General features: G+C 42.3%; 22 protein-coding genes. 5 read left to right on the forward strand and 17 right to left on the reverse strand.

Going from position 1 to position 23,881, the window contains the following annotated elements; genetic code table 11:
* Positions 1 to 142: 142 nt before the first annotated feature.
* From rplS to rpsP, 5 genes are all read right to left on the reverse strand, one after another.
* Positions 143 to 499: a 50S ribosomal protein L19 gene (rplS, locus tag BMX79_RS06340; protein WP_091480465.1), complete on the reverse strand. Its 357-nt coding sequence runs from the start codon at positions 497 to 499 to the stop codon at positions 143 to 145.
* 144 nt (positions 500 to 643) lie between these two features.
* Positions 644 to 1,390, reverse strand: coding sequence for a tRNA (guanosine(37)-N1)-methyltransferase TrmD (trmD, locus tag BMX79_RS06345; RefSeq protein WP_091480467.1), 747 nt, complete (start codon positions 1,388 to 1,390; stop codon positions 644 to 646).
* The gene (rimM, locus tag BMX79_RS06350; RefSeq protein WP_091480469.1) at positions 1,390 to 1,902 is read right to left on the reverse strand and encodes a ribosome maturation factor RimM; all 513 of its coding nucleotides are present in this window, start codon (positions 1,900 to 1,902) and stop codon (positions 1,390 to 1,392) included. The genes trmD and rimM overlap by 1 nt, the downstream gene beginning before the upstream one ends.
* Before the next feature lie 113 nt (positions 1,903 to 2,015).
* On the reverse strand, positions 2,016 to 2,261 hold the full coding sequence (locus tag BMX79_RS06355; protein ID WP_091480471.1) for a KH domain-containing protein: 246 nt from the start codon (positions 2,259 to 2,261) through the stop codon (positions 2,016 to 2,018).
* A 110-nt stretch (positions 2,262 to 2,371) separates the two neighbouring features.
* A complete protein-coding gene (gene rpsP / locus BMX79_RS06360) occupies positions 2,372 to 2,644 on the reverse strand; it encodes a 30S ribosomal protein S16 (protein ID WP_091268959.1) in 273 nt (90 codons plus the stop codon).
* 206 nt (positions 2,645 to 2,850) lie between these two features.
* On the opposite strand from rpsP, the gene BMX79_RS06365 reads away from it, so the two are divergent.
* A complete protein-coding gene (locus BMX79_RS06365; RefSeq protein ID WP_091480474.1) occupies positions 2,851 to 3,210 on the forward strand; it encodes a hypothetical protein in 360 nt (119 codons plus the stop codon).
* A 53-nt stretch (positions 3,211 to 3,263) separates the two neighbouring features.
* On the opposite strand, the gene BMX79_RS12700 is transcribed toward BMX79_RS06365, so the two are convergent.
* Entirely contained in the window at positions 3,264 to 3,392 is a 129-nt protein-coding gene (locus BMX79_RS12700; RefSeq protein ID WP_256212665.1) for a hypothetical protein, read from the reverse strand.
* 271 nt (positions 3,393 to 3,663) lie between these two features.
* On the opposite strand from BMX79_RS12700, the gene BMX79_RS06370 reads away from it, so the two are divergent.
* A complete protein-coding gene (locus tag BMX79_RS06370) occupies positions 3,664 to 3,885 on the forward strand; it encodes a hypothetical protein (RefSeq protein ID WP_091480477.1) in 222 nt (73 codons plus the stop codon).
* A 190-nt stretch (positions 3,886 to 4,075) separates the two neighbouring features.
* Here BMX79_RS06370 and ffh read toward each other — a convergent pair whose 3' ends face one another.
* The 7 genes from ffh to BMX79_RS06405 form a co-directional block, all read right to left on the reverse strand.
* Positions 4,076 to 5,518: a signal recognition particle protein gene (gene ffh / locus BMX79_RS06375; RefSeq protein ID WP_091480478.1), complete on the reverse strand. Its 1,443-nt coding sequence runs from the start codon at positions 5,516 to 5,518 to the stop codon at positions 4,076 to 4,078.
* Positions 5,519 to 5,525: 7 nt separating this feature from the next.
* Complete coding sequence (locus BMX79_RS06380; protein WP_091268181.1) at positions 5,526 to 5,873, reverse strand: putative DNA-binding protein; 348 nt, start codon at positions 5,871 to 5,873, stop codon at positions 5,526 to 5,528.
* Positions 5,874 to 5,925: 52 nt separating this feature from the next.
* Positions 5,926 to 7,008 carry a signal recognition particle-docking protein FtsY gene (gene ftsY, locus BMX79_RS06385; protein WP_091480481.1) on the reverse strand — a complete coding sequence of 361 codons (1,083 nt, stop codon included), beginning with the start codon at positions 7,006 to 7,008 and terminating at the stop codon, positions 5,926 to 5,928.
* Between the two features lie 43 nt (positions 7,009 to 7,051).
* The gene (locus BMX79_RS06390) at positions 7,052 to 7,864 is read right to left on the reverse strand and encodes a Cof-type HAD-IIB family hydrolase (protein WP_091480484.1); all 813 of its coding nucleotides are present in this window, start codon (positions 7,862 to 7,864) and stop codon (positions 7,052 to 7,054) included.
* 12 nt (positions 7,865 to 7,876) lie between these two features.
* Positions 7,877 to 11,440 carry a chromosome segregation protein SMC gene (smc, locus tag BMX79_RS06395; RefSeq protein WP_091480486.1) on the reverse strand — a complete coding sequence of 1,188 codons (3,564 nt, stop codon included), beginning with the start codon at positions 11,438 to 11,440 and terminating at the stop codon, positions 7,877 to 7,879.
* A 42-nt stretch (positions 11,441 to 11,482) separates the two neighbouring features.
* Positions 11,483 to 12,184 carry a ribonuclease III gene (rnc, locus tag BMX79_RS06400; protein ID WP_091480489.1) on the reverse strand — a complete coding sequence of 234 codons (702 nt, stop codon included), beginning with the start codon at positions 12,182 to 12,184 and terminating at the stop codon, positions 11,483 to 11,485.
* 226 nt (positions 12,185 to 12,410) lie between these two features.
* The gene (locus BMX79_RS06405; RefSeq protein WP_091480491.1) at positions 12,411 to 12,686 is read right to left on the reverse strand and encodes a DUF427 domain-containing protein; all 276 of its coding nucleotides are present in this window, start codon (positions 12,684 to 12,686) and stop codon (positions 12,411 to 12,413) included.
* Between the two features lie 324 nt (positions 12,687 to 13,010).
* Here BMX79_RS06405 and BMX79_RS06410 point away from each other — a divergent pair, with 324 nt between their 5' ends.
* The 3 genes from BMX79_RS06410 (at position 13,011) to BMX79_RS12810 (ending at position 15,396) form a co-directional block, all read left to right on the forward strand.
* Positions 13,011 to 14,555: an alpha/beta hydrolase gene (locus tag BMX79_RS06410; RefSeq protein ID WP_170230987.1), complete on the forward strand. Its 1,545-nt coding sequence runs from the start codon at positions 13,011 to 13,013 to the stop codon at positions 14,553 to 14,555.
* Between the two features lie 257 nt (positions 14,556 to 14,812).
* Positions 14,813 to 15,067 (forward strand): AbrB/MazE/SpoVT family DNA-binding domain-containing protein, encoded by a 255-nt coding sequence (locus tag BMX79_RS06415; RefSeq protein WP_091480497.1) that lies wholly within the window; start codon positions 14,813 to 14,815, stop codon positions 15,065 to 15,067.
* Entirely contained in the window at positions 15,064 to 15,396 is a 333-nt protein-coding gene (locus tag BMX79_RS12810; RefSeq protein WP_091480499.1) for a type II toxin-antitoxin system PemK/MazF family toxin, read from the forward strand. Before BMX79_RS06415 ends, BMX79_RS12810 begins: the two co-directional genes overlap by 4 nt.
* A gap of 595 nt (positions 15,397 to 15,991) precedes the next feature.
* On the opposite strand, the gene BMX79_RS06425 is transcribed toward BMX79_RS12810, so the two are convergent.
* Genes BMX79_RS06425 through BMX79_RS06440 form a run of 4 tightly spaced genes read right to left on the reverse strand, consistent with a single transcriptional unit; the run spans position 15,992 to position 23,857 of the window.
* Positions 15,992 to 18,358: a hypothetical protein gene (locus BMX79_RS06425; RefSeq protein WP_091480502.1), complete on the reverse strand. Its 2,367-nt coding sequence runs from the start codon at positions 18,356 to 18,358 to the stop codon at positions 15,992 to 15,994.
* A 48-nt stretch (positions 18,359 to 18,406) separates the two neighbouring features.
* Complete coding sequence (locus BMX79_RS06430; RefSeq protein ID WP_174760391.1) at positions 18,407 to 20,494, reverse strand: DEAD/DEAH box helicase; 2,088 nt, start codon at positions 20,492 to 20,494, stop codon at positions 18,407 to 18,409.
* A gap of 53 nt (positions 20,495 to 20,547) precedes the next feature.
* Complete coding sequence (locus BMX79_RS06435) at positions 20,548 to 21,864, reverse strand: ATP-binding protein (RefSeq protein ID WP_091480507.1); 1,317 nt, start codon at positions 21,862 to 21,864, stop codon at positions 20,548 to 20,550.
* Positions 21,854 to 23,857 (reverse strand): TerB N-terminal domain-containing protein, encoded by a 2,004-nt coding sequence (locus BMX79_RS06440; RefSeq protein WP_091480510.1) that lies wholly within the window; start codon positions 23,855 to 23,857, stop codon positions 21,854 to 21,856. Before BMX79_RS06440 ends, BMX79_RS06435 begins: the two co-directional genes overlap by 11 nt.
* Between the last annotated feature and the right edge of the window lie 24 nt (positions 23,858 to 23,881).

Here is a 23,881-nt window from a genome sequence, read left to right on the forward strand (position 1 = left end):
GAAAAACAGTCTGCACACTGTCATAGGTGTACAGACTGTTTTTGTTAAATGTCCAGTGACTATCTGCGTACGACTATCACCAATAAATCAAAAAAAAGACCTCATTCTAATTAAAGAATGAGATCTTTTGAAAACTAGTTGATTACTTAGTTTTGCGAACGCGCTCTTGAATACGAGCTGCTTTTCCGCGTAGGTTACGTAGGTAGTACAATTTAGCACGACGTACACGACCTTGACGTAGAACTTCGATCTTAGCTACACGTGGTGAATGTACTGGGAAAGTACGCTCAACGCCGACACCGTTTGAAATTTTACGAACAGTGTACATTTCGCTGATTCCTTGACCACGACGCTTGATTACTACGCCTTCAAAAAGCTGAATACGTTCACGTTCACCCTCGACGATACGCGCGTGTACACGAACAGTATCTCCAGGACGAAAATCTGGTAAATCAGAACGTAATTGTTCTTGTGTGATTGCCTCAATTAATGGATTCATTTGCCTTCTCCTCTCGCGCAACACTCTTAAGTACTTGTCTCAGCGGAATATTGCGTAATAAGAGTGGTTGCCCACTCAATTACTTACTTTAACATACTACGTTTTATGTGTAAAGGTTATTTCCTTGATTCGTTGAAAAAATTACTACTGGTCAGATTCCTGATCCAATTGAAACTCTTTGATCCACTGCTGTTCCTGCTTAGTCAGATCTCGGCTCTCCAGCATATCCGGGCGTCTGAAGTACGTTCGTTTGAGTGACTCTTTATGGCGCCATTCGTCGATCTTGGCGTGGTTCCCGCTCATCAGTACATCCGGCACACCCATCCCTTTATATTCAGCAGGACGAGTGTAATGCGGATGTTCGAGCAGGCCGCTTGAATGTGAGTCAGTCTGAGCCGATGCGGCGTTACCTAGTACATTCGGAAGCAGACGGACTGAGGCATCGATCATAACCATAGCAGCCAGTTCGCCCCCTGTCAGGACGTAATCCCCAAGAGAGACCTCGTCAGTCACCAGTGAACGAATACGCTCGTCATAGCCTTCATAATGCCCGCAGAGAAACACGAGATGTTCTTCTTCTGAGAAATCTTCGGCCATTGCCTGATTGAATGGCTTCCCTGCCGGATCCATCAAAATGACACGTTTTTTTGTTTCCGGTGAACGTTCCTCGATTGATTCCATAGCGTCAAAGAGCGGTTCAGGTTTTAAAAGCATACCTGCGCCACCACCATATGGCGTATCATCAACGACCTGATGCTTGCCCTTACCGAATTGTCTGAAATTGACGCGATTCACTTCAACGATTCCTTTATCGATGGCCCGACTGACGATTGAATGACCGAGCGGCCCGTCGAACATTTCTGGAAACAGCGTGACGACATCTATTTTCATTAGTCCAGCCCTTCCATTACGTGTACTCTTACGACACGGTTTTCTATATCGACATCCAGAATAACTGGTTCAATATAAGGCAGGAGCAGATCCTTCTGATTCTGACGCTGAACGACCCAGACATCATTCGCCCCTGGAGATAAGACTTCCTTGACCTTGCCTATTTCTTCATCTGTATCATTATCGATGACAGTACAGCCGATCACTTCATGAATGTAGAACTCATTTTCAGGCAAATCCAGCAGCAAGTCTTCACCGACACGCAGGATACCACCGACAAACTTCTGAACCTGATTGATGTTGTAGTAATCTTCGAAGGTCAGGAGGTCAAAATTCTTGTGCTGACGATGTGAACGGACAGTCAGCTCTTCCTTTTCCCCGTCCTTGCCGAACCAGGTTAAAGGCGCGCCTTCATAATATCGTGCTTCAGGGGTATTCGTGATCGAAATGACCCGGACCTCCCCTTTCAGTCCATGGGTGTTCACAACTTTTCCTACGTCAAAATATTCCATTGCCCTGCTCCTTTCTATCATAAATTTCATAAAAAAAGGGATGCACTCTAAGAGCCATCCCGGTTGTTTACCTGCTATTTGTGACCATCAAGCCTGCATACCTGCAGAATGAGTTAGTCAACGATGGTCAGTCGTACACGTTTTGGTCCATCGAACTGAATGCTGTACACGATTGCTCGAATCGCTTTGGCAATACGTCCGCGTTTACCGATCACACGTCCGACATCATCCGAATGAACTTCCAGCATATACTCGTGGAACTCATCGGTGTCTTTCAAGTCCAGCTTGATGTCTTCAGGATGACTCACTAATGGCTCGACAATAGTTGTTATCAGCTCGCGCATTTCTTTATCAGTCATAATACCATCCTTCTTAAATAGGCTCAGTATACAGAAGGAAGAAAAGAAGGCGCGCCATGACTGACACCATCCATTCTTTTCTTCTTCATTGATTCATTTAGTTAGACCAATTACTTGCTGTACTTCTCATCGTGGAATTTTTTCATGATTCCTTCTTTAGAAAGTAAGTTTTTAACTGTATCAGATGGTTTCGCGCCATCTTTCAACCATTTCATTACTAACTCTTCATCGATTTTAACTTCAGCTGGAGTTGATACAGGGTTGTATGTTCCAACTTGCTCGATAATGCGTCCATCACGTGGAGCACGAGAATCAGCAACAACTAAACGGTAAAAAGGATTTCTTTTAGAACCCATACGTTTCATACGAATTTTTACTGCCATTTGACTTGCACCTCCTGTTAAATTGTAAAGATATCTTTTATAAAGACCCTTTAATCTGAGTTTTGCTCTTAATCAAACTCACGATATGTATCATACCACGGGAAAAAAGGATTGTAAAGTGTTTTTTCTTTACAGAGTAAAATTTTCATTAAACAAGTTTTTTTTGAGTTCATGGTATACTGGTCACATGAGAAAGGATGGGTCAGATGACTATAGAAGATCAGGATTTTATCATGAGACAAGTCAAACTGATGGCCAAAGGGATCGGCGTCTTTATGAGCCTGACCTCTTTGAAGGAACTGCTTAAACTGGAATTCTCTTTTGATGACGACGAACTGACTGATCAGGAAATCGACGGGATCATCTACCTGGCCCGTACAGAAGAACTGATCGACAAGAATATACTGTCGAAAAAAGAACTGGAAGAAGCATTAGGCGTCTCATCTGAACGAGTGGATCAGCTTCTCAATAATGAAGCCACTCCTAATGGTGAAGAACGTGACATCCTCGAGCAGCTTATCGAAGACAATCAGTACTGGATGAACCAGGACGAAACTGACTTATAATAACAGCGTGCACTCTTCTCTGCTTAATTTTGAGAGGTGCATGCTTTTTTACGTTAATCACCGTCTGCTTGTGACGAGTGCTTGTGGCTTCGGTTATATAAAAACTGCTTGAATGCCAGTCTAATCCAGTGAATCAGAAATAAAAGGATACCGATAAAAAGAGCAAAATAACTGATGGTCATGAGAAATTCACCAGCTAAGGTGTTTAAAACGTTATGTAAAATGAATGTGATCACAGCGTATGGAATCCCTATGCGTATTAATGCTTTTTTACCATAGCTAATCCTCCTATAGAATTGTAGTTAAAAATGAACCCTGTCATTAGTCTATCAGAAAAGAAAAGTCATTATAAGGTACTAAAATTTATGCTACACTTAGCTTACTTGAAGGTGCTATATAGATATTACTGCTTATCAGACTAACGAGCAATAGAAGCAGCAGGAGGAGAAAAAGATGACTGATAAAAATAAGACTAATAAAGAACAAGATAGTAATAACAGTAACTCATTTGTTGGTTATGGGGTTGCCTTCGGATTGATTGGAGGAGCTTTAATTTCTTCTATTGTAGGAATATTTTTTAGCTTTCCACTAATTTGGGCTTTTGGACCTGGATTTGGCATGCTTATTGGAATAATAGTAGGCTCGTTAATGGAGTCTAATAAAAACAGTAAATAACCCAATGTGAGAGTTTTATAGATGCGCAAGATGAATAAGATATAGTTAGTTAAACATGTAAACTTAAAAATGGAGCTTACGAATTTGTGGAAGCTCTATTTTAATATATGTCACCTATGCTAAAGACTAACATAGCCGAGGAATAAAAAAAGCCAGGACCATAAAGTCCTGACCTCCCCTGTTGACCCAATTACTTCTTGCGTCTGATTTTCTTCTTCTTTTTCTTCTTGTTGTTTTTCTTGGACATTCCGTTTAGTGCCATCTTACCGAGTTTACCTTTGACTCCGCCGCCCATTAGTTTATCAAGACCCGGCATGCCGCCCATGTTTCCTTTGGACATTTTGCTCATCATCTCTTTAGACTGCTTGAACTGCTTGATCATGCGGTTGACTTCAGCGATGTCACGGGCAGATCCTTTGGCGATACGGCGTCTGCGTTTCTGTGACAGGATATCCGGATTTTCACGTTCTTCCGGCGTCATGGATAGAACGATCGCCTTCATGTGCGCGATGTCTTTAGGATCCATCTGGAAATCAGCCATTCCCGGTACATTGCTCATACCCGGAATCATTTTAAGGATGTCTTCCATCGGCCCCATATTGGTCATCTGATCCATCTGTTCGATGAAGTCATTGAAGTCATAGCGGTTTTCACGCATTTTAGCGGCCATTTCTTCGGCACGCTCTTCATCGACTTCCTGCTGAGCACGTTCGATCAGTGTCAGAATGTCTCCCATACCAAGGATACGGTTAGCCATACGGTCCGGATAGAATGGTTCCAGCGCTTCAAGCTTCTCACCAGTACCGGTGAACTTGATTGGTTTATTTGTAACGGAACGAATCGACAGCGCAGCACCCCCTCGTGTGTCACCATCGAGTTTCGTCAGGATTACACTGGTAATGCTCAAACGGTCATTGAATGAATCCGCTACGTTGACGGCGTCCTGACCAGTCATGGCATCCACCACAAGGAAGATCTCGTGCGGATTGACGGCAGCTTTGACGTCTTCCAGTTCGTTCATCAGGTTTTCGTCGATGTGAAGACGACCGGCCGTATCGATGATGACGACGTCGCGGTTCTCATCTTTTGCCTGCTGGATCCCTTTTTCAGCGATCTCGACAGGACTGACCTGGTCCCCCATACTGAAGACAGGGATATCCAAATCGCGGCCCAGCGTTTCCAGCTGATCGATCGCCGCTGGACGATAGATATCGGCTGCGACCATCATTGGTTTCTTGTTTTCGTGCTTGCGGAGATAATTTGCCAGTTTACCGGCAGTCGTTGTCTTTCCTGCCCCTTGCAGACCGGTCATCATGTAGATGGTCGGTCCCTGACCTGGATCGGCAAAAATGATTTTCTCCTGTTCGCCACCCATCAGTTCCGTCAGCTCGTCGTTAACGATCTTGACGACCTGTTGGCCCCCATTCAGGCTTCCAAGTACTTCTTCACCTAATGATTTTTCTCGCACGGTCTTAACAAAATTTCTAACTACTTTATAGTTGACGTCGGCTTCCAGCAAGGCCAGTCTGACCTCACGCATGACGTCTTTTACATCCGCCTCAGTAACTTTTCCTTTCTTACGCAGTCCGGAAAAGGCATCCTGCAGGCGTCCTGTTAATCCTTCAAAGGCCATACCTGTTTCATTCCTCTCTCATTGAATCCAGACTGATCGCGTCTATCAGCTCGTGCAGACGCGTGTCTGATGCATGCTTCTCTTGAGCATACTCTTTTAATGTATCAACTGCGTCCTGTTTCTTGTCGAATTCTTCCACCAGATGCAGCTTGCTTTCATAGTCCTGTAAAATAACTTCAGAGCGTTTGATGTTGTCATACACAGCCTGGCGACTCACTGAAAAAGCATCCGCGATTTCACCCAGTGAATAGTCATCACCATAATATAACTTCATGTATTCCTGCTGCTTGGGCGTCAGGAGCGGACGATAGAATGCAAAGAGACTGTTCATACGCAGGGTTTTTTCCAGTTCCATAATCAGTGGCCACCTTTCTTGAGTTAAATCTCAGTTGTACAGTAAAAATAATTTAATTGGTCTGTGCAATCAGTTCCTTGAACAGGCCGTAAGCGAATTTCTCAGTATCGAATGGATGAAGGTCGTTCATGGTCTCACCCAGTCCGACGAATTTCACAGGAATACCTAGCTCTTTACCGATAGCCAGGACGATTCCCCCTTTAGCCGTTCCATCCATTTTAGTCAGAACGATACCTGTTACGTCTGTTGTTTCCTGGAATATCTTTGCCTGGTTCAAAGCGTTCTGCCCTGTAGTGGCATCCAATACTAGCAAGGTCTCGTGCGGCGCATCTGGAATTTCTCTTGAAATGACGCGTTTCATCTTCTCGAGTTCGTTCATCAGATTCTTCTTGTTCTGAAGACGTCCGGCTGTATCGATAAGCAGGATGTCAGCACCAGACTCTTGAGCAGTCTTGATTCCATCGTAGACCACAGCAGCCGGATCTCCACCTTGTTTGGTGGAAATGACTTCCGCTCCAACACGGTCTCCCCAGATATGCAGCTGTTCGATCGCTCCGGCACGGAAAGTGTCTCCCGCAGCCATGACGACTTTCTTGCCTTTATCGATATACTGATGAGCCATTTTCGCAATCGTCGTTGTTTTCCCGACGCCATTGACGCCGACAAAAAGAACAACTGTCAGCCCATCTGGATTCTCGTTGAATTCGTGATGATCCGGATTGCTTTCGCCGTACATGTCGACCATCGTCTGTACGATGACGCGCTCAGCATCTTTCATGCTTCTGACGTTCTCAACTTTTGATTCGTAGCGGAGTTTTTCAGCAATCTGCATGGTCGCTTCAAAGCCGACGTCTGATTCGATCAGCAGGTCTTCCAGTTCTTCGAAGAATTCCTCATCTTCATAGCGGAAGTTCGCAAGCAGTTCATTCAAACGGCGAGTGAACGACACACGGGATTTCTTCAGTCCTTTTTCGTACTGTTCGGTTTCTTTCTTGGTATCATCCGGTTCCAGTGTCGTATCTTCGGCAGCGGAGTCTTCAACAACTTCCTTGACGTCATCTTCGACTACTTCCTGTGGTTCCGTCTGTTTATCCGCCCCAGTAAAAGCGGATTTGATCTTGTCAAATAATCCCATAATGGATTCACTCTTTCTCTCACTTTTTATGACGCATATACAGTTAGTTTAACACATATTGTTCAATAGCATAAGCAACACCGTGCTCATCGTTGGATTTAGTGACAATTTGAGCGGCGTCTTTGACGATATCTGTCGCATTGGCCATCGCTACACCTGTACCGGCTGTCTGAACCATTGCCAGATCATTTTCCTGATCGCCGATCGCCATCATCTCATCAAGTGAGATATCCAGCAGTTCACTTAAAAGAATCAGGCCTTTCCCTTTGTCCACCGTCTTCGGGAGAACTTCAAGCAGATTGTCCCGGGATTTCATGATTGTATAGCGGTCATGATACACCTTAGGAATATCCTTGATCTTTTGGTCCAGTTCCTCCTGGTGCCAGCACATGACAATCTTGTTGATGGCAAAGGATTCCGGGAAAGTGACCATATCAAGCGGCTTATAAGGCAAAGCCTTCATATGCTTGTGGTACTGAGACGGTTTGCCTTTTGGATAAGACGGTTCATAGACTGTATCGAGATCAATGAAATTGCAGGGCAGATCCAGGTCCTGACTCAACCGGTAGACGTCTTGAACATCTTCTTTAGATAAAGTGATTTCTCGAAGGGTTTCCCCAGTACGTGTCCACTGGACCAGCCCACCATTATAGGTCAGACCCAGATCGCCTTCTTCGGTCAAATTGCATTCTTCCAGTATCGACAGCATGCCTTTCAGTGGGCGTCCGGTAACCAGGACGATCTTCACGCCCTGGTCCTTGGCTTTTTGAATAGCACGCTTGTTTTCTTCTGATACCTGGTGGTCACTGTTCAACAGTGTACCGTCCAGGTCGATTGCGACTAGTTTGATTGACATAAGGTCCTCCTGTCAGGATTGTTCGACGCGTTCATCCAGATCCTGAAGCTGAACGGATACCAGCTTGGACACGCCTTTCTCTTTCATAGTCACGCCGTAGAGCGAATCCGCTTCTTCCATGGTTCCCTTACGGTGCGTGATGACGATAAATTGGGTGTCGGAGGCAAATTCGTGCAGGTAGCGTCCGAATCGGGTCACATTTGCTTCATCCAGAGCCGCTTCGGCCTCATCCAGAATACAGAATGGGATCGGACGGACCTGTATGATCGCAAAGAGCAGCGAGAGTGCTGTCAGGGCACGTTCTCCACCAGACAAAAGACTCAGCGACTGCAGTTTCTTACCAGGTGGCTGTGCCACGATTTCGATCCCTGATTCCAGCAAGTCATCCGGATCGGTCAGGCGCAGTTCTGCCCGTCCTCCTCCAAACATGCGTGGAAAGACGATCGCAAACTGGTCTTTAATCAGGCTGAAGGTCTCATAGAAGCGCTTCTTGACTTCATTGTCCATCTGATCCATCGTGTCATACAGTTTTTCCTTCGCTTCAAGCAGATCCTGCTGCTGAGTGGCAAGGAATGAATGCCGTTCATGAACGCGCTCGTATTCATCGATCGAGCCGATATTGACCGGACCGAGTTCTTCAATGCCTCGTTTAAGCAGTTTCACCCGTTTCTGAGTGTCTTCCCGGTCGATGTCGTCAGGCTGGTTCAGCTTGGCTTCTTCGTAACTGATCGTATACTCTTCGGATAAGTAGTCCAGCAGATGGTCGATCGACACATCCAGTCTTGAGATCTGAATATCCAGCTGGTTTTTCTCGCCTTGAAGGTTCGACCGTCGTTCCTGAAGGTCAGCTGTCCGCTCTTCCAGATCATTTACTGCTCTATCCAGTTCGCTGTGCTCGGTCTTCAGTTTCTGTTCCGATGTGCGCAGCTCGTCTGCTTCATCATTCAGCTGAGAAAGACGGGCATCCAGGTCTTCCTTGGATTCCAGTTCCTCACCGCGTTCCAGTTGATCAAGGTCTTCTTTAATTGCAGAGATGGCCTCTTCGACCTGAGTAATCTGATCAGCCAGACTGTCTCGGCGGGAACGGGTAGACGCGAGAGCTTCCCGGGCCTGGTTCCAGGCTTCCAGAATCTCACCTTGTTCCGCCTGGAGTCGTTCTTTCTGTTCTTCTCTGTTTTCTTTTTCATCCGAGAGCTGATCCATTTCAGCTTTCAGACGGACCAGCGTCTCATCCGCTTCGGTCCGCTTGGACTGAACGTCTTTCAGCTGTTCGGACAGGGTGTTTTCTTCTGTGCTTGATTCATTGACTTCAAAGAGCAGGCCTTTTTTCTCGCGCTCGAGACGTCTGACGGTTTCAGTCAGCTGAGTCACTTCGTATTCCAGCTGCTTTTCAGCCAGACGCTTGTCTTCACCCGAGGCACGCAGGTCTTCCAGCTGTGCTGAAAGCTGTGTGCGCTGCTCCTGTTCTGTGCGGTTCTCTTCCTGTCTGAGTGACAAGGTCTTTTCCAGTTCGTCGATCTGAATGCGCAGGGCCTTCTCTTCTTTCTTCTGTGAAAAGAGATGGGCGTTGGAGGAGCGCTTGCCGCCCCCACCAGTCATGGATCCACCGGCATTCATCACGTCGCCCTCCAGACTCACGACACGGACACTGTACTGGACCGCTTTAGCGATCGCATTGGCCGACTGAAGGTCTTTGGCCACGATAGTCGATCCTAACAGGTTCTTCATCACAGAAGATACCTTGTCGTCGTACTGGATCAGCTCACTGGCGATTCCGATGTAGCCGTCCGTGCTGCCGGCACGTGAAATGTGATGCCCGGCAACCGAACGCGGTTTGATTGTTGTCAGCGGCAGGAAAGTCGCGCGACCGGCACGTTTCTGTTTCAAATGCTGGATCGCATCTCTTCCTGCTTTTTCGTCTTCGACAATAACGAACTGACTGGCTGCACCCAAAACGACATCGATCGCTTCCGTGTAGTCAGTCGGCACATCCATCATGTCTGCGACCGTTCCGACGATGCCATCCAGCTGATTCTTGGCTGTCATGACGGCTTTGACCCCGGCGAAGTAGCCGGCGTAGTTTTCCTGCATTTCAGCCAGGCTCTGCTGTTTGGCCTGAGCCCGGTTTAGCTGCTGCTGGAGCTGACTGATACGGGAGGCTTTCTGTCCATAAGATGATTCAATATCATCCAGACGTGTTTTGGTCTCTTTAAATGAGCGAAGCAGTTCGTCCAAGTCGGTCTTCAGTGCTTTTAATTCTGCTTCCTTCTCTTTAAGTGACGCTTCGGATTCAGTGAGTTTCTCCGTCACATCTCTGACTGCTTTGTTCTGCTTTTCTGACGACAGTGACGTCTGGTTCAGCTGTCTGGTCAGGTAGGTTTCTTCATTTTTTAAAGACGTCTTTTCCTGCATCGCCTCAATATAATCGGCACGCAAGGCTTCCATCGCTTCTTCCTTGTTTCCAAGCAGGCGTTTCAGCTGGTCTTCTTTCTGTGTGTAGTCGTCTTTCAGCTGACTGACCTGTTCAGATTGTTCTGAATACGTCTGCTTGACGTCGGCCATCTGTTCTTCCAGCTCGCACAGCTGTCGCTCTTCACGATCTAACAGACCCTGTTTCTCGCTCAGGAAGGCATCCTGATGCTTTTCCTGCTCTTCTACCAGTCTTAAGCTGGCTTCCGTCCGCTCGATCTGCTTGATGGACTCGATATGCTGGTCATGAATGGCGTCCCTTCTGGTCTCGACCTCATGGAGAGCGTGTTTCTTCTCTTTAATGACCTGAGTATTCGAATCGATCTCCTGAGTCAGCTGCAAGGCATGTCTGGAGAATTGTTCCGCCTTTTCCTTACTGCTTTTCTGATCCTGAACATACTCGTCGATTTTCATGACCGAAAGAGCAATATCCAGATCTGTCAGTTCTTCCTTCTGTTTGACGAAACTTTCCGCAATGTCTTTCTGTTCTTTTAGCGGTTCAAGCTGAGCCGTCAATTCATACAGAATATCCTGAACCCGGTCCAGATTATCCTGCGTTTCAAACAGCTTACGTTCAGCCTTTAGTTTCTGAGTCTTGTACTTGAAGACACCGGCCGCTTCTTCAAAGATCGCCCGGCGGTCTTCGGCTTTGCTGTTGAAGATGGCTTCGACCTGCCCCTGAGAGATGATGGAAAAGGATTCTTTCCCTAAACCGGAATCCATGAACAGATCCACGATATCTTTCAGACGGCAGTTTTCCTTGTTGATGAGGTAGTCGCTGTCCCCGTTACGATTGATTCGTCGAGTCACACTGACCTCTTCGAATTCCACAGGAAGAAAGCCATCCTGATTGTCCAGAACCAGGGTGACTTCCGCAATGTTTATTGACTTTCTCAGATCCGTACCGGAAAAGATCACGTCATGCATCCGGCCGCCGCGCAAGGTCTTGGCTGACTGCTCACCCATGACCCAGCGGATTGCCTCGATGATGTTCGACTTGCCGCTCCCGTTCGGACCGACCACAGCCGTGATCCCTTTCGTAAAGTCCAGAACCGTCTTGTCGGCAAAAGACTTGAACCCTTTAATTTCTAATCGTTTTAATTGCACGTGATCGTCTCTCCTTCATAGTATTCGACTGACGCATGAACACTACGACTCATTCGATTCTTCCAGCATCTCAAGCGCAACTTTCGCTGCCGCCTGTTCTGCTGCTTTCTTGGAGCGTCCCACACCTTTTCCAAACAGATCGCCTTCGACATTGACTTCAACGACGAATTCCTTCTGATGGTCGGGACCTCTCTTGTCCACTACTGTGTACTCGATCGTCACTACACCATTACGCTGCAGCAACTCCTGTAAAGCCGTCTTGTGATCCATCCCATGAGAGAAAGCACCGGAATCAATTTTCGGAAATAATATGGCTTTTAAGATGTCTTTTACAACATCCATTCCCTGATCCACAAATACCGCACCAATGAAGGCTTCCAGCACATCACATAAAAGTGACGGGCGTGTCCGGCCGTTCATCTGTTCTTCCCCTTTGCCCAGACGCACAAACTGATGAAGGTTGTACTCCTTGGCCAGTTTAGCCAGACTCTCCGCTCGTACAATCGACGCACGCATGCGAGTCAGCTGCCCCTCAGGATGATTCGGGTATTTATGGTAGAGATATTCGGACACGGTCACTTCAAGTACCGCATCGCCTAAAAATTCAAGCCGTTCCAAATTTCTGATCTGTTCGTCACGATGATCATTCGCATAGGATGAATGGGTAAACGCCTCGATCAAAACTGACCGGTCATTGAACGTCACACCAAACTGATCGTAAACATGCTGAACCAACTTTTTCATTAACTTCTTCACCTCACTTAACCAATACCCCTCTAGTATACTTGATTTTATGCGAAAAATAAACACACGGTCGCATCAATATAGGGATTTTCTGAAATAATGTGTGGAATATACTGTATAAAATGACTTAAACAGAATAACAATGGAAAATCCCCCTACTCCAGCAGTCACACAGGAGACAGAGGGATCCTCTTTAATTCTTTTCAGAACTTATTCAAAACACTGGCTACTCGACAAACTGTTTTTCAAACGCCAAGTGACCCTTGATGTTCCGTGCTTTCTCTTTTGGATCTTCATAGGACCAGGCCGCATCCTTGATAATTTCGTCGCCAATCTTGATTGAATAGTAGGTGGCTTCTCCTTTCCACGGACAAGTGTACTCTGTATCGCTCTTGACAAATAAATCCATATTCACCGATTCTCTTGGGAAGTAATGATTGTTCTCCACCAGTTCAGTCCGGTCACTTTCTGCCAGAACTACATCTTTATAGACAGCTCTCATGGTGTAAGCTCCTTTCGTTGGTTCAGATTGATAAGTTATGTTCGCCGATTGTAGGGTTAGTGTGTATTCTTGTTTCCTCTTTCATTATACTCCCGAAAGAGGAGTTTGCGTACTATTTGATCCTGCCAGGAGTAAGCAACCTGCTTATAAATTGAATCTCCCAGATTAATTGCATACAATGAATAGAACAGGAAAGAAGTCAAATTTTGTATCTATTGAATCTGGAGTGACAGCATGAAAGCTTTCTTTAAAACACTAGTCATATCAAATACCATTCTATTTTTTCTGAGTATCCTCTACATTGTTTTCCCTGGAGAAACCCTTATGTGGAATATTTATGGGGGCTTATTGATTCTGACAATGGCGGGCAATATCTTCACCAGTATATTTAATCAGGCACAGGAGAAACTGAAGCTGATCTATCTGACTTTGTCCAGTCTTGGCCTGATGGTGGTCATGCTTATGAATACCGTCGTTTCATTGTCTCCGACGAATGAATCGTCCAGAAGTGCGGTGTCAATGAGCCTTATGTTGCTGCTGCTTATCACTGGTGGAGTTATGAATCGTGAAGCTCTCTTACATAGACTACACGCAAATAATAAAGTATATGGTTTCCGGTTTACAGCCAAATCAAAAGGAAAGAAACTAGCGAGAGTTATCTTGATCGTCGTGCTGAGTCTTTCCTTGCTGGCTGGACTGCTGCTGGCTTTCGTCATGCTGTTCAATCCGGACGTCAGCCTGCTAGAAATCATCATTTCCCAGTACAGCCTGTTTTACAGTTTTATTTTTCTAAGCTGCTCTGGTCTTTTGCTTAAGCTCTCTCGACTTGACTGGCAGTCGATTAAAGGAGCGAGCGTTTTACTCATCGGAAATGGCCTGTTCTTAGTCTTCTCTCTCCCACTGATTACGACACCTTCTCTGTTGAATGAGTCGGAAGCCAGCTATACTGAAGCGTTTGGAGACGAATGGAGAACGTTCGATGATGAGGTGCCTGAATTCAGCCAGCGACCTGTATCAATCCCGGCTTATTTCTTTGGCATCCAGTCTGAACCATACAATCTAACAGAAGACATTTTTTACTACGAAGGCACTGAAGGAGTCGATGATGGTCTGGAACTTCGGTTCGATGTCTATACGCCATTAGCAGAAGCACAGAATCTTCCCGGAGAAGGCTCGACTTTGGTTCGTATCCATGGTGGCGGCTGGAATACAGGGAGCAAAGGGGCTGAAAACTTTGCGCAGGTCAATAAGTACTTTGCGGCTCAAGGATATGTCGTATTCGACGTGCAGTACGGACTGAACGATCAGGACCAGTTTGTCAATCTGGCTGATGTGCCTGATGAAGTCTCAGGCGAGTTTTCCATCGATGACATGGTCAGACATCTTGGGGAATTTACTACCTATCTGGCAGATAATCATGAAGACTTCGGCGCCAGTATCGATTCCGTCTTCTTCTCAGGTGGATCAGCTGGTGGACACTTGGCTAATGCAGTAGCTCTAGGACTCGCAAGCGGGCAGTACACCGATATATTAGACGAACGGCTGACCGTCAGTGGGATCATCCCGATCTACCCAGCTAACGGTCTGGCAGGCTATCAGGAGATCAATGGTGAAGACGACCTCGTCGACCCCGCCCTGCTCGTCGATGAGAATAGCCCACCTGCCCTGGTTTACCAGGGAGACCACGACAAAATCGTCGATCCAAGAGTAGCAGATCTGTTCGAAGAAGCATATTTGAACAACGGCAACACTGACATAGCAGTCATCCGCCTACCATACGGTGAACATGCCAGCGATTTGAACTTTCCAGGGTTTTACAGTCAGATCTTTATGTATTATATGGAGCGGTTTATGTATCAGTATAAATAACTTGATGGAGTAACAAATTATACTTAGGATATATGTGCTCTTTTGTATTTTTTGTTTATTTCACGAAAGAATTTTAGAATGCAAGACTGTATGAGATAAAGAATTTAGTCTTTTCTCAATGTTCGGTATAAACGGGCTATAAAAAATGCCTTACACAAGAAATAGACAATTTAAGCCATACTTGTGTATGTGTGTATACTTATGTATAAACAAGTGGTATAATACACATGTAATATCATTTAGGATGGTGATAATAGATGAGCTCAGATAATAAGATTGAGAAGCAAACTAAACGTTGGGGAAATAGTATTGGTCTTCGTATACCAAAAGAAATGGCCACTGAATTGAATCTTGAAGAAGAATCGGCAGTCTATCTCCAAGTAAAAGATGGTAAGTTAATTATCGAGCCTAAAAAAGATCTTTCACTTGAAGAAATGGTTGATTTAATTAACGAGGATAATAGACAGGATTTAATAGATTTAGTTGAGCCAGTTGGGAGAGAGTTGTTTTGAGTATTCCCGAATCTGGGGACATTATCCTTGTCAGTTTGGACCCCACTAAAGGACACGAACAAGGTGGCTATAGGCCATGCTTAGTTATTAGTCAGACGTACTACAATAAACGAGTCAATATGTGTGTGGTATTACCTATTACGCATTCAAAAAAAGGTTATCCCTTCGAAGTTGAGTTACCTTCTTCACTCAAAACAGACGGAGTCATACTCACAGATAGTATCAACACGATTGATATTAAGGCTCGATCCTTTAAGATAATTGAGACTGTGCCAGATAAATTATTAAATAAATGCCGTAATAACGTCTCGAAATTGTTAGGAACATAACAACATTATTCAAAAAAGACCTTTGATCAGTATTTTGAACTGAGTTAAAGGTCTTTTTGTGAGTGTTTGTATTAGTAATTCAATGTCATTGTCTATTCAATCATTCTTTTCTTCTTCCAGAAATCTTTGTTTTTCAGTTTTTCATCGTGAAGCCATATGGTGCTCCGCCGCTTGTAAAGCCTGTTATGGAAAAGTAACTATCGTTGTAAAAAGCTCCACCTTCAATATAATCGTGTACTTGATTCTCATATGAAGCTGTTAAAGGGTAGTTTTTTAATCAGATTTTTAATATAATTCTTGATAATTATCTACTTAAAAACCTTGCAAACGTGAACGTAACAATAATGATTTTGAACTGATTAGCTAAGTTATGATTAGCAGCACCCATGGACAATTGTAAGAGTAAAACAGCAATTAAACGAATATCTCAATAATAAAAGTGGACATTAATACAATATCGAGAGGTTTATTCAATAACAGGAACAGCGGTTTTCTAGTTAGTTAAAACAATATATATAAAAAACATTAAAGAGTATCATGGCTGGTGCAAGTCTACATTCAGGTACTCTTTATTGATTATTTTCTGACTATTTTACTACAGTGTTTCTGCTTCGAAAGTTGTGATATATTTTTTCAAGTTATCTTTCGCTATGCTCATTGCTTTTGCGGTATCTTCTGCATTTTTAAGTCGTTTTTGAAGTTCCTGCTTTTCATCACCAGTTAAGTTATCTGCCTTAAGTCTTAGTTCTACGATACTTTTCTTTAACTCCAATAATTGCTGTAAATATTGCTGGTAAACAGTGTTAGAGTATTCTGTATCATGTTCATCAGTGAGAAAAATTTCTCTGACGGAGACAAGAAGTTTTGCTGATTGAATAATTGTATGCCGTTTGTCAAGCAACCCGGCGGCACCTACTGTTCCACCTATGCCTGCACCTATACCTAATCCTAGCACTGCTCCACCACCGACCACAGCTATCGTTCCACCAGCCATCCCAGCCCCTCCTGCTGCAACAGCTCCCCCTCCTAGATAAGCAAGTGAGGCTGCTGTCAATGCTGCGCCATTAAGTCCGGCAAAATTAGACCCTACCAGTGCCACTGCAATCGATGGAGCTAGAGCACCCGCTGTCGCAACAGAGAGGATAGTAATCACTGCTGTAATGGATAATGATTTTATTAATGTCTTCAAGACTTCATTCAACTCGCGAATTACACTGTTGTAAGATTTACGCAGTCTGCGTATGTAATCTTCAGGATAATAAACCTCCGAGAAAAATGAATCGAGGTAATCGTCACCTGTACTTTCATTATACCCATTGCCTTTTTTCTTCAGGAGCTTATATTTTCTAGTGGGGATATCACTGCCTTTTTTGTTTTTTTCAACACTCATCGGAAAATATGGTTCGAACATCATGGCTTCCAGCAAAACCAGTCTGAACCAGATTTTATTTGGCTCATTTAGTTCGATTGCAGAGAGCAATTCTCTTTCTGTATACCAATGCATCTCAGCCTCTTTATCCTGAAGAAAGCTTGAAAAGCCTTCTGTTATATAATTTTTCCATTCTTTCAACCATTCGTGTTTTAAGACTTTTACATCTTGAGTTTTAAAAGGTGTCCTAGTCTGACGAATATCATTGCGTATCTTATAGTACTGAAGATTATACAAAATCTCTGTATGCTCAGCAGTCAACCCGAACTTTTCGTTTGTCATATCCGCACTTATTTTCTTGTATAGAGTATCATCAGTTTTCTCGAACGTGTTCTTCTGAATATCCTCATACATTTGCTTTATTTTAGTGATTTTGCGGACCTTCAACCCCCAAGTCACGTCTTCTCCAATGGCGACTGCAAATCGACCGATACCGATATAGTTAACAGAGATCCAATGTTTTTGAGTGACTATCGCTTCACCAATGTCGATCGTGGAAAAAACTCCGGTCGCGATCGTAAGCATTCTCGTTATAGTAGGATCATTATGCGGCACGACCTTGTCCCAGCTGATCTGCTTTAACTCATCGACGGATCGTGGTTCGTTCTCTTGTATTTCAATAGCTAGACGACGAATGAAATAAAAGCTTCTGACCATACACTCGTTTGCGACCACCGGTGTGGCCTGTCGACCAATCTCCAAACCAAGACCTAGTTCACCGCGTATATCGAATCTAAGTTCAGTTCCCTTAATTATTTTATTTTCTCCATCTCGCTTTGCAAGCAGTGTTCCGTTAAATAGTTTCGAAACGAATTTAGATATTGATTTATCACTTTCTCGCAATTTTCTAAAAAAAGGAAGGGCTGACAGTTCTTTAGCTAAAGAAAGCAGAGGTCCCGGAATGCCGGTTCCACCGCTCAGTCCAGCAGTACTGCTTGAACCAGCCATATCACTTACAAGATGAAAGAACCATGTAATCGTTCCATTGAACAATTTAGATGACATATCTTTACCGATGTAGGCTTTGCTGGCTTCAGTTACTTTTACGACTTTAAAGTTGCCCATCGTATCTGTCCCGTATGATCGATGTGTGAATTGAGTAAGCAAAGAAAACATCAATCCAACAATAGTAGGATGATGTGCAAAATCACGCAGATGGTGCTGTAAACTACCACCTAATTCCGGCGTATTGCCATCACTTGGGATAGGAAATTTATTTTCCAGAAATCGAACTGAAGATTGCAGGTCATCAGATTCATGCCCTAACAAATTAGCAGTTTTAATGACAAAGTTATCGACTTCTTCACTTGCAATATCTCGGCCGCGCTCTAAACTGAACTCACCCACCCACATAATATCAAGCATGGAACTCAGGACCCCACTACCTATAGAAATTAAATAATCATATTTATCTGCCTGGCTTGACAGCAGACTCATATCAGTATTCAAGTCATAAATGATTTTATCGAAATCATAATCCGGTTTGATCATCCCGTTATGGTATTCTTGAAGTTCGACATGCAGATTGTCCATTTATTTCCTCCTATGTTTATTAGTTTGAAAATGTAGTATATATCTAAATCAACTAGACAGTTCAATGGATCTGAACTCATGGTCCTCAAGGTATTCGAGCGTCCCATTGATATCTATTTCATGCGCAAAATGAAGTTCTTTTTGCATGTCTTCCGGTAAATAATCATAGAATTTCGAGACGAAGAGTTCCTTATCTAAAGTAACAGATAGCAGTTCATCTGCATCCCATTCTCTGTTTTTTATTTCTGCAAGTATTTCTACGGCATTTGGTATATTTAGCATCTTGATCCTTCCCAGTCCATCTGGCGGGGAAACATCGACCCCTAGGTATCTGAACATCCATACCAATGTTTTAGTAATAACGGATCCTGTAAAAGTCTCAAAAATTGTTGTGTCTCTATCTGTCCAGATGATTCTTTCGTTACTTTTAACTGAGAACTGTTGGTAAGCACTGCGTTTATCTGATAGCAAGCTGTTAGCTTCGTCATTCAAATATGAAAAAGATTCTTCAGAGCATAGAAGTTCCATGATTTTTTCACCGATTCGCTTGTGTATCTTAACATTACCACCGAGATATTTTGGTGCTTTACCATCGTATGCTTTACTGACATAAACTTTACTTTTTTTAGTATCAATTTGTGTTATTTCCCATAACTTACCAGCAAGAATAATATTATCACCGGGATTCAATTGACTGACTTTGTCTATCTTTCCTATTTTCTTGACTCCATGTAATACATCATACTGATCAAAAGACATAAATACCGAATAAAACTCTTTGCCTCTTAGCAGGCTTTCTGCTTCTAGTCCTACAATCAACTCGTTTGGACCTTTTATCAATTCCAAAAAATCGTTGTCGACCATACTTTCAATCAGGTGGAGTATTTTATCTTCATCCATTGAGTAGAAGATACTGTTTCTCTTTATTCTCTCAATCAAGTTATTCATTCGAATCCCGTTAGTTTCTTTACACATGGAGATGATCTGGTGGAAAAGGATGTCTAGTGGTAAGGGGTATCCTGTTGCTGGTTCCACCCATTTTTCTTTTACTAACTCCATTACTGCCAGCGACTGTAGAAGACTGTTACTGTCAGTAGTATACAGCTGCAAAATTTGACTGGAAGCTGATTTTCTCCCCGAACGTCCCAATCTCTGTTTTAAAGCAGAAACCGTAAAGGTGCTGTCGATTTGGATGACCATGTCGATGCTCCCGATATCAATACCCAATTCAAGGGAACTAGTAGCCACTACGCTTTTAGGAAGGCTTGCATTGGCCATATTACGTTCTACATATTCTCTTTCGTTCTTGTCGATGGATGAATGATGAGCATAATATGTTTCACCCAAATTCTCTTTATTTGCAAGTTTATTCAACATTACAGTAGTCTCTTCAACCTGTCCTCTGCTATTACAAAAAATCAATGATTTATGATGTCTTGTCAGCTCGCGTAAGTCCTTTAAAAGATCTAAAGGTAGTTTTATAAAATCAGTTTTATCAAAATGCATTAAGCTATACCTTAAATTTTTATCACTGCCTAGTGAATTGATAATTTCGACATTATCGATATTCTTTGGATTAACCCAGGATTTGACAAGCGTAAAATTACTGATCGTAGCAGATAAACCGATTATCCTTGGTCTTTTTGCAGTGTAATCCTCCATTCTTGAAAGTAGCGAACGAAGATGGATACCTCTCTCAGAATCTATGAAAGAATGTATTTCGTCAATGATTATAAAATCCAAGTCGTGAAAGATGTGACTTAACTGTTCAGTCTTATTTACAAACAAACTTTCCAGGGATTCTGGAGTTATTTGTAGTATGCCGGCTGGATTTTTTAAAAATTTGTTCTTTTTCGCCTGAGAGATATCTCCATGCCATTTGTGTATCTCTATATAGGTGTGTTCACACAAGGTCTCTATTCGATCAAACTGATTATTTATCAGTGCCTTTAAAGGTGATATGTATATAACTTTTAGATTATGTTCTGCATTTTTTTCAATCAGCGACAAAATAGGTAAGAATGCAGCCTCAGTTTTTCCTGAGGCTGTTCCGGAAGATAGTATAATATCTTTATCAGTATTTATTATTGCAGGAATCGCCATATCTTGTATAGGTGTGAAGGAATCCCATTTCATCTCCCAAATCTTTTTCTGTATTTTTTTGGAAAGCAAGTCAAAAGTACTAATTATTATCCCTCCATACTAGAAAATCTTGATGTCACAGCATCAGAAGTTTGTTCTTCTTCGCTGCCCGCATGTTTGAAAATTTCTCTTCTGTCATATTGAGGATACTTCTGAATGATATTCAAGACACTTAAAAAGTGTTTGATGATATGACCGACTGTTAAGTTATTTTCCGCACCGGGTCGGGAATACTGATCATTGATAAAGGAAACAATCTCTTCTTGCGAAACGGAAGAAACATACCCATGGTGAGCAGCATGAATATCCTTCAGCTTGGATAACAACAGATAAGTATCATCGTGATTAAGTGGAGTCAGTTTAATAACTGGCTGAGACAAATCTCTGAACTCCTTGGTTTCGTAAGGATTTGTTTCTAATCTTCTTTTTAGTGCCCCATAACTGAACAATCCCCGTCTTTCATCTTCCAGGAATTCATGCGTACCCCCGAAGGTAATGTATAACCCTTCTACATTACCTTGGACCGTATCATTAAAAATTTTTAGAATTGTCTCATAATTTTTGTTTCTAGTCTGAGAGTGAGTAATTTTGTAGATATTGATCGCTTCATCAAAGTTAATAACCAATCCATTGTATCCGATGCTTTTAACAAATTTGGCAATAACCTTAATGTAATCATAGTAATTGGTGTCAGTAATGATTTCTCTAACTCCCAGGTCCTTTCTGGCATCAGTCTTTGTTTTATATTCACCGCGCAGCCATTTTAAAGCTTGACGCTGAAGATTTTTATCATCATGAACAAACCCTCTGAAGTACATGTTAAGTATGCGAGAAAAATCATGGCCACCGGTCAACTCATCCATTTTGGAAACTACAGACACTATTTCTTTTTCTACATCTTTTATGAATTCCTGGTTTTCCAACTCAATCGAATCATAGTGTTTCTCCTGGACGATTTTATTCTGAACGCCGCTTATCCATTTTTCCAGAATAACATTTAAAGCGTTCCCGTCAGGTTTAGTGGAAATTGCCAGATTTTTCATTAATTCTGTATAAGTTGCAACTGCTTTTCCTTCTCGCCCATACAACTGTCTAACTGGTGAAAAATCCGCTTTAGTAACTGCATAGTTCTGTTTAAAAGCAATTTGCTGTATGAGTGATTGTATAAAGCTTTTACCAGTTCCGAAAGCTCCGATATAAAATTTCACAACTGATGATCCCTGCTCGATAATTTCCAGGTCATTCAGAATCTGCTGTGCCTCCTCGGTACGCCCTACCATGACATGGTGCAGTCCTCTGCTAGGAACCACTCCGCCTGATAGAGAATTCAATATAGCTGCTGAGTCTCTTTTTTTAATTTTCAATTAAGTCACCTCTCACATAATCGATTACATCTTGAAAGTCTTTAATTATTCTCACTTCATCACTGTCTTCTTCAAATAAGATATCTTCCAGATTTTCGTTAGCCTTTTCATTTATTGCTGTCAGTAATACAGTCAGCATCATACCATTATTCTTGGCGAATGCTGCAGCTTTTTCAAATGATACAATACTGCTTTCAAACATCAAAACGAATTCTTTCTCAATTGAATTTAATGAATCTAAAAATCCTTCGTAATCTTCATCTACATCATTGAAAATACCCATAGCAGTGATTGAAGCGTGATCACTTTTTTCCTTACTGAAAAAACTGTCGTTATTTGTTTCGTCTAAAGAAGTAACGGCATTCTTGTCTGTCTTGTCCACTATCGGTTCTATGTCATTAGCTGTTGATGGTTCAATAGCATTTTGGAGGACATCTAATTCTTTTTCTTTTCTCTTAATTTCTTCCCAATTTAAATTAATTATGTTGCTTTCAGGCTCTTCATTGGCAGGCTTTTTAGGAATCGAACTTCCTTTCGAAGACTGTTCTTTTGACTGAACCATTTTGAATCTGTCTTTGCTGTCTAGTAAATCATTTTTAAGATTTTCAGGTAGCACTGAATCATCTACTTTAATTTCTCTTTTGACACCACTTTCTGAACGAACAATGTTCTCGGAAAGTCGAAAGAGGTTCGAAACCATTTCTGTTAGTTTATCTGTTGGTCTATATTCTTTAACATATACATGTACTGGGTCGAATCTTCTGCCCATAACGGCACTTTGATAGAGATCTCTGACAATCCTTCTATCCCGTTGTTCAAACCATTCATTCAGAACGTTTTCACTATTGTCATTTATTCGTTTCTGTACTGTGACGATTCCCTGCTTGAATTTGTTGTAAATCTTATTCTTGTTCTGTTTGAAAAATTCTGTCTCTCTATAATTTTTCAGATAAGGTTTCCAGTAGGTTATAGAAATACTGTTCAGAGAGTCTTTATTGTGTTGAATCTCGTTATATAAAGGAGGAATCCTGTCTTCTGTTGTATCCCACTGAGCAGCCAAGTCTGTTTCACCTAATTCGTACAGCATATCTGCTATCCATTCGGTTAAGTATTTATTGATCTCAGGGAATCGGTCCTCATAATTTTCCATGAGTCTTACCAGCATGCTGATATTAAAAGCGGCTTTGCTGTTGAATGAATAGTTAAGCAATTCGTATACAAAGATAAAAATGTAACTTAGATCTACATCGATATAGTTGTTATTAAGTACTTGTTCTCTCCAGTAAAAATACCATTTTAACTGTCTGTCATTGAGGCTGCTGAATGTCGGCCAATAACTGCTGAAAGGTATTTCTTTAGTCTGTTTACCTCTCTTCTTCGCAAATTTCAAAGAGTTTTTAACGAACTCTTTTTGAGAGTTACTCACAGTAAACTGTATCGTGGGAGAATTACGTTTATAAGTATTTTCAGTATCTGATTTAACTTCACTGACTGATTCCACGATATCATTAGGGGTTGTGAGGTGATTAAATTCCTCAAGTATAATATCTTTATCATTATAAAACTCAAATGATTCCTTAAGAAAAGATTCTACTTTTTGACGTTTGGTTGTTTTATCTGAAGATTTACTATGTTCAGTTTCTTTTTTTAAAGTTGATTTTTCTGCACCGTCATCTTCATATGCATTAACTGTCTTTTCGATTTCACCTAATATGTTATTATTGATTTCTTCATTCCACTTCTTAATAAACAGCATATCGATCCAGCCTAGAAGGATAGGTACATATGTCCAGAAAAAAAGAAGATATAATGTGGCTCGAACATATTTTTTATAATAAAATAAGTGTGCTCCAAAAACACCTAAGAATAACGCAAGAAGATAGCCTGTTCTCTTATTTTTCAAGGGGTTTCGCCTCCATGTTTTTATGTAATATTGATTTATACAAAAGGCATAAGAGTATTTATTAGCGGTTACTCTTATGCCTTCAGTCAACTACTTTTTCTACAGTAGCAGTAC

Origin of the sequence: Alkalibacterium pelagium, assembly GCF_900109325.1 — a bacterium.
In the GTDB taxonomy this organism is placed as follows: Bacteria; Bacillota; Bacilli; order Lactobacillales; family Carnobacteriaceae_A; genus Alkalibacterium; species Alkalibacterium pelagium.

Excerpts from the sequence above, each read along its gene's own strand:
- BMX79_RS06365 (WP_091480474.1), top strand. The coding sequence starts at position 2,851 with ATGACTATAGAAGATCAGGATTTTATCATGAGACAAGTCAAACTGATG.
- BMX79_RS06390 (WP_091480484.1), bottom strand. The coding sequence starts at position 7,864 with ATGTCAATCAAACTAGTCGCAATCGACCTGGACGGTACACTGTTGAAC.
- BMX79_RS06425 (WP_091480502.1), bottom strand. The coding sequence starts at position 18,358 with ATGGACAATCTGCATGTCGAACTTCAAGAATACCATAACGGGATGATC.
- BMX79_RS06370 (WP_091480477.1), top strand. The coding sequence starts at position 3,664 with ATGACTGATAAAAATAAGACTAATAAAGAACAAGATAGTAATAACAGT.
- BMX79_RS06355 (WP_091480471.1), bottom strand. The coding sequence starts at position 2,261 with ATGACTGATAAAGAAATGCGCGAGCTGATAACAACTATTGTCGAGCCA.
- ftsY (WP_091480481.1), bottom strand. The coding sequence starts at position 7,008 with ATGGGATTATTTGACAAGATCAAATCCGCTTTTACTGGGGCGGATAAA.
- rnc (WP_091480489.1), bottom strand. The coding sequence starts at position 12,184 with ATGAAAAAGTTGGTTCAGCATGTTTACGATCAGTTTGGTGTGACGTTC.
- rplS (WP_091480465.1), bottom strand. The coding sequence starts at position 499 with ATGAATCCATTAATTGAGGCAATCACACAAGAACAATTACGTTCTGAT.
- BMX79_RS06380 (WP_091268181.1), bottom strand. The coding sequence starts at position 5,873 with ATGGAACTGGAAAAAACCCTGCGTATGAACAGTCTCTTTGCATTCTAT.
- BMX79_RS12700 (WP_256212665.1), bottom strand. The coding sequence starts at position 3,392 with ATGACCATCAGTTATTTTGCTCTTTTTATCGGTATCCTTTTATTTCTG.
- rimM (WP_091480469.1), bottom strand. The coding sequence starts at position 1,902 with ATGGAATATTTTGACGTAGGAAAAGTTGTGAACACCCATGGACTGAAA.
- trmD (WP_091480467.1), bottom strand. The coding sequence starts at position 1,390 with ATGAAAATAGATGTCGTCACGCTGTTTCCAGAAATGTTCGACGGGCCG.
- rpsP (WP_091268959.1), bottom strand. The coding sequence starts at position 2,644 with ATGGCAGTAAAAATTCGTATGAAACGTATGGGTTCTAAAAGAAATCCT.
- BMX79_RS06415 (WP_091480497.1), top strand. The coding sequence starts at position 14,813 with ATGAGCTCAGATAATAAGATTGAGAAGCAAACTAAACGTTGGGGAAAT.
- BMX79_RS06410 (WP_170230987.1), top strand. The coding sequence starts at position 13,011 with ATGTGGAATATTTATGGGGGCTTATTGATTCTGACAATGGCGGGCAAT.
- BMX79_RS06430 (WP_174760391.1), bottom strand. The coding sequence starts at position 20,494 with ATGAAATGGGATTCCTTCACACCTATACAAGATATGGCGATTCCTGCA.
- BMX79_RS06405 (WP_091480491.1), bottom strand. The coding sequence starts at position 12,686 with ATGAGAGCTGTCTATAAAGATGTAGTTCTGGCAGAAAGTGACCGGACT.
- ffh (WP_091480478.1), bottom strand. The coding sequence starts at position 5,518 with ATGGCCTTTGAAGGATTAACAGGACGCCTGCAGGATGCCTTTTCCGGA.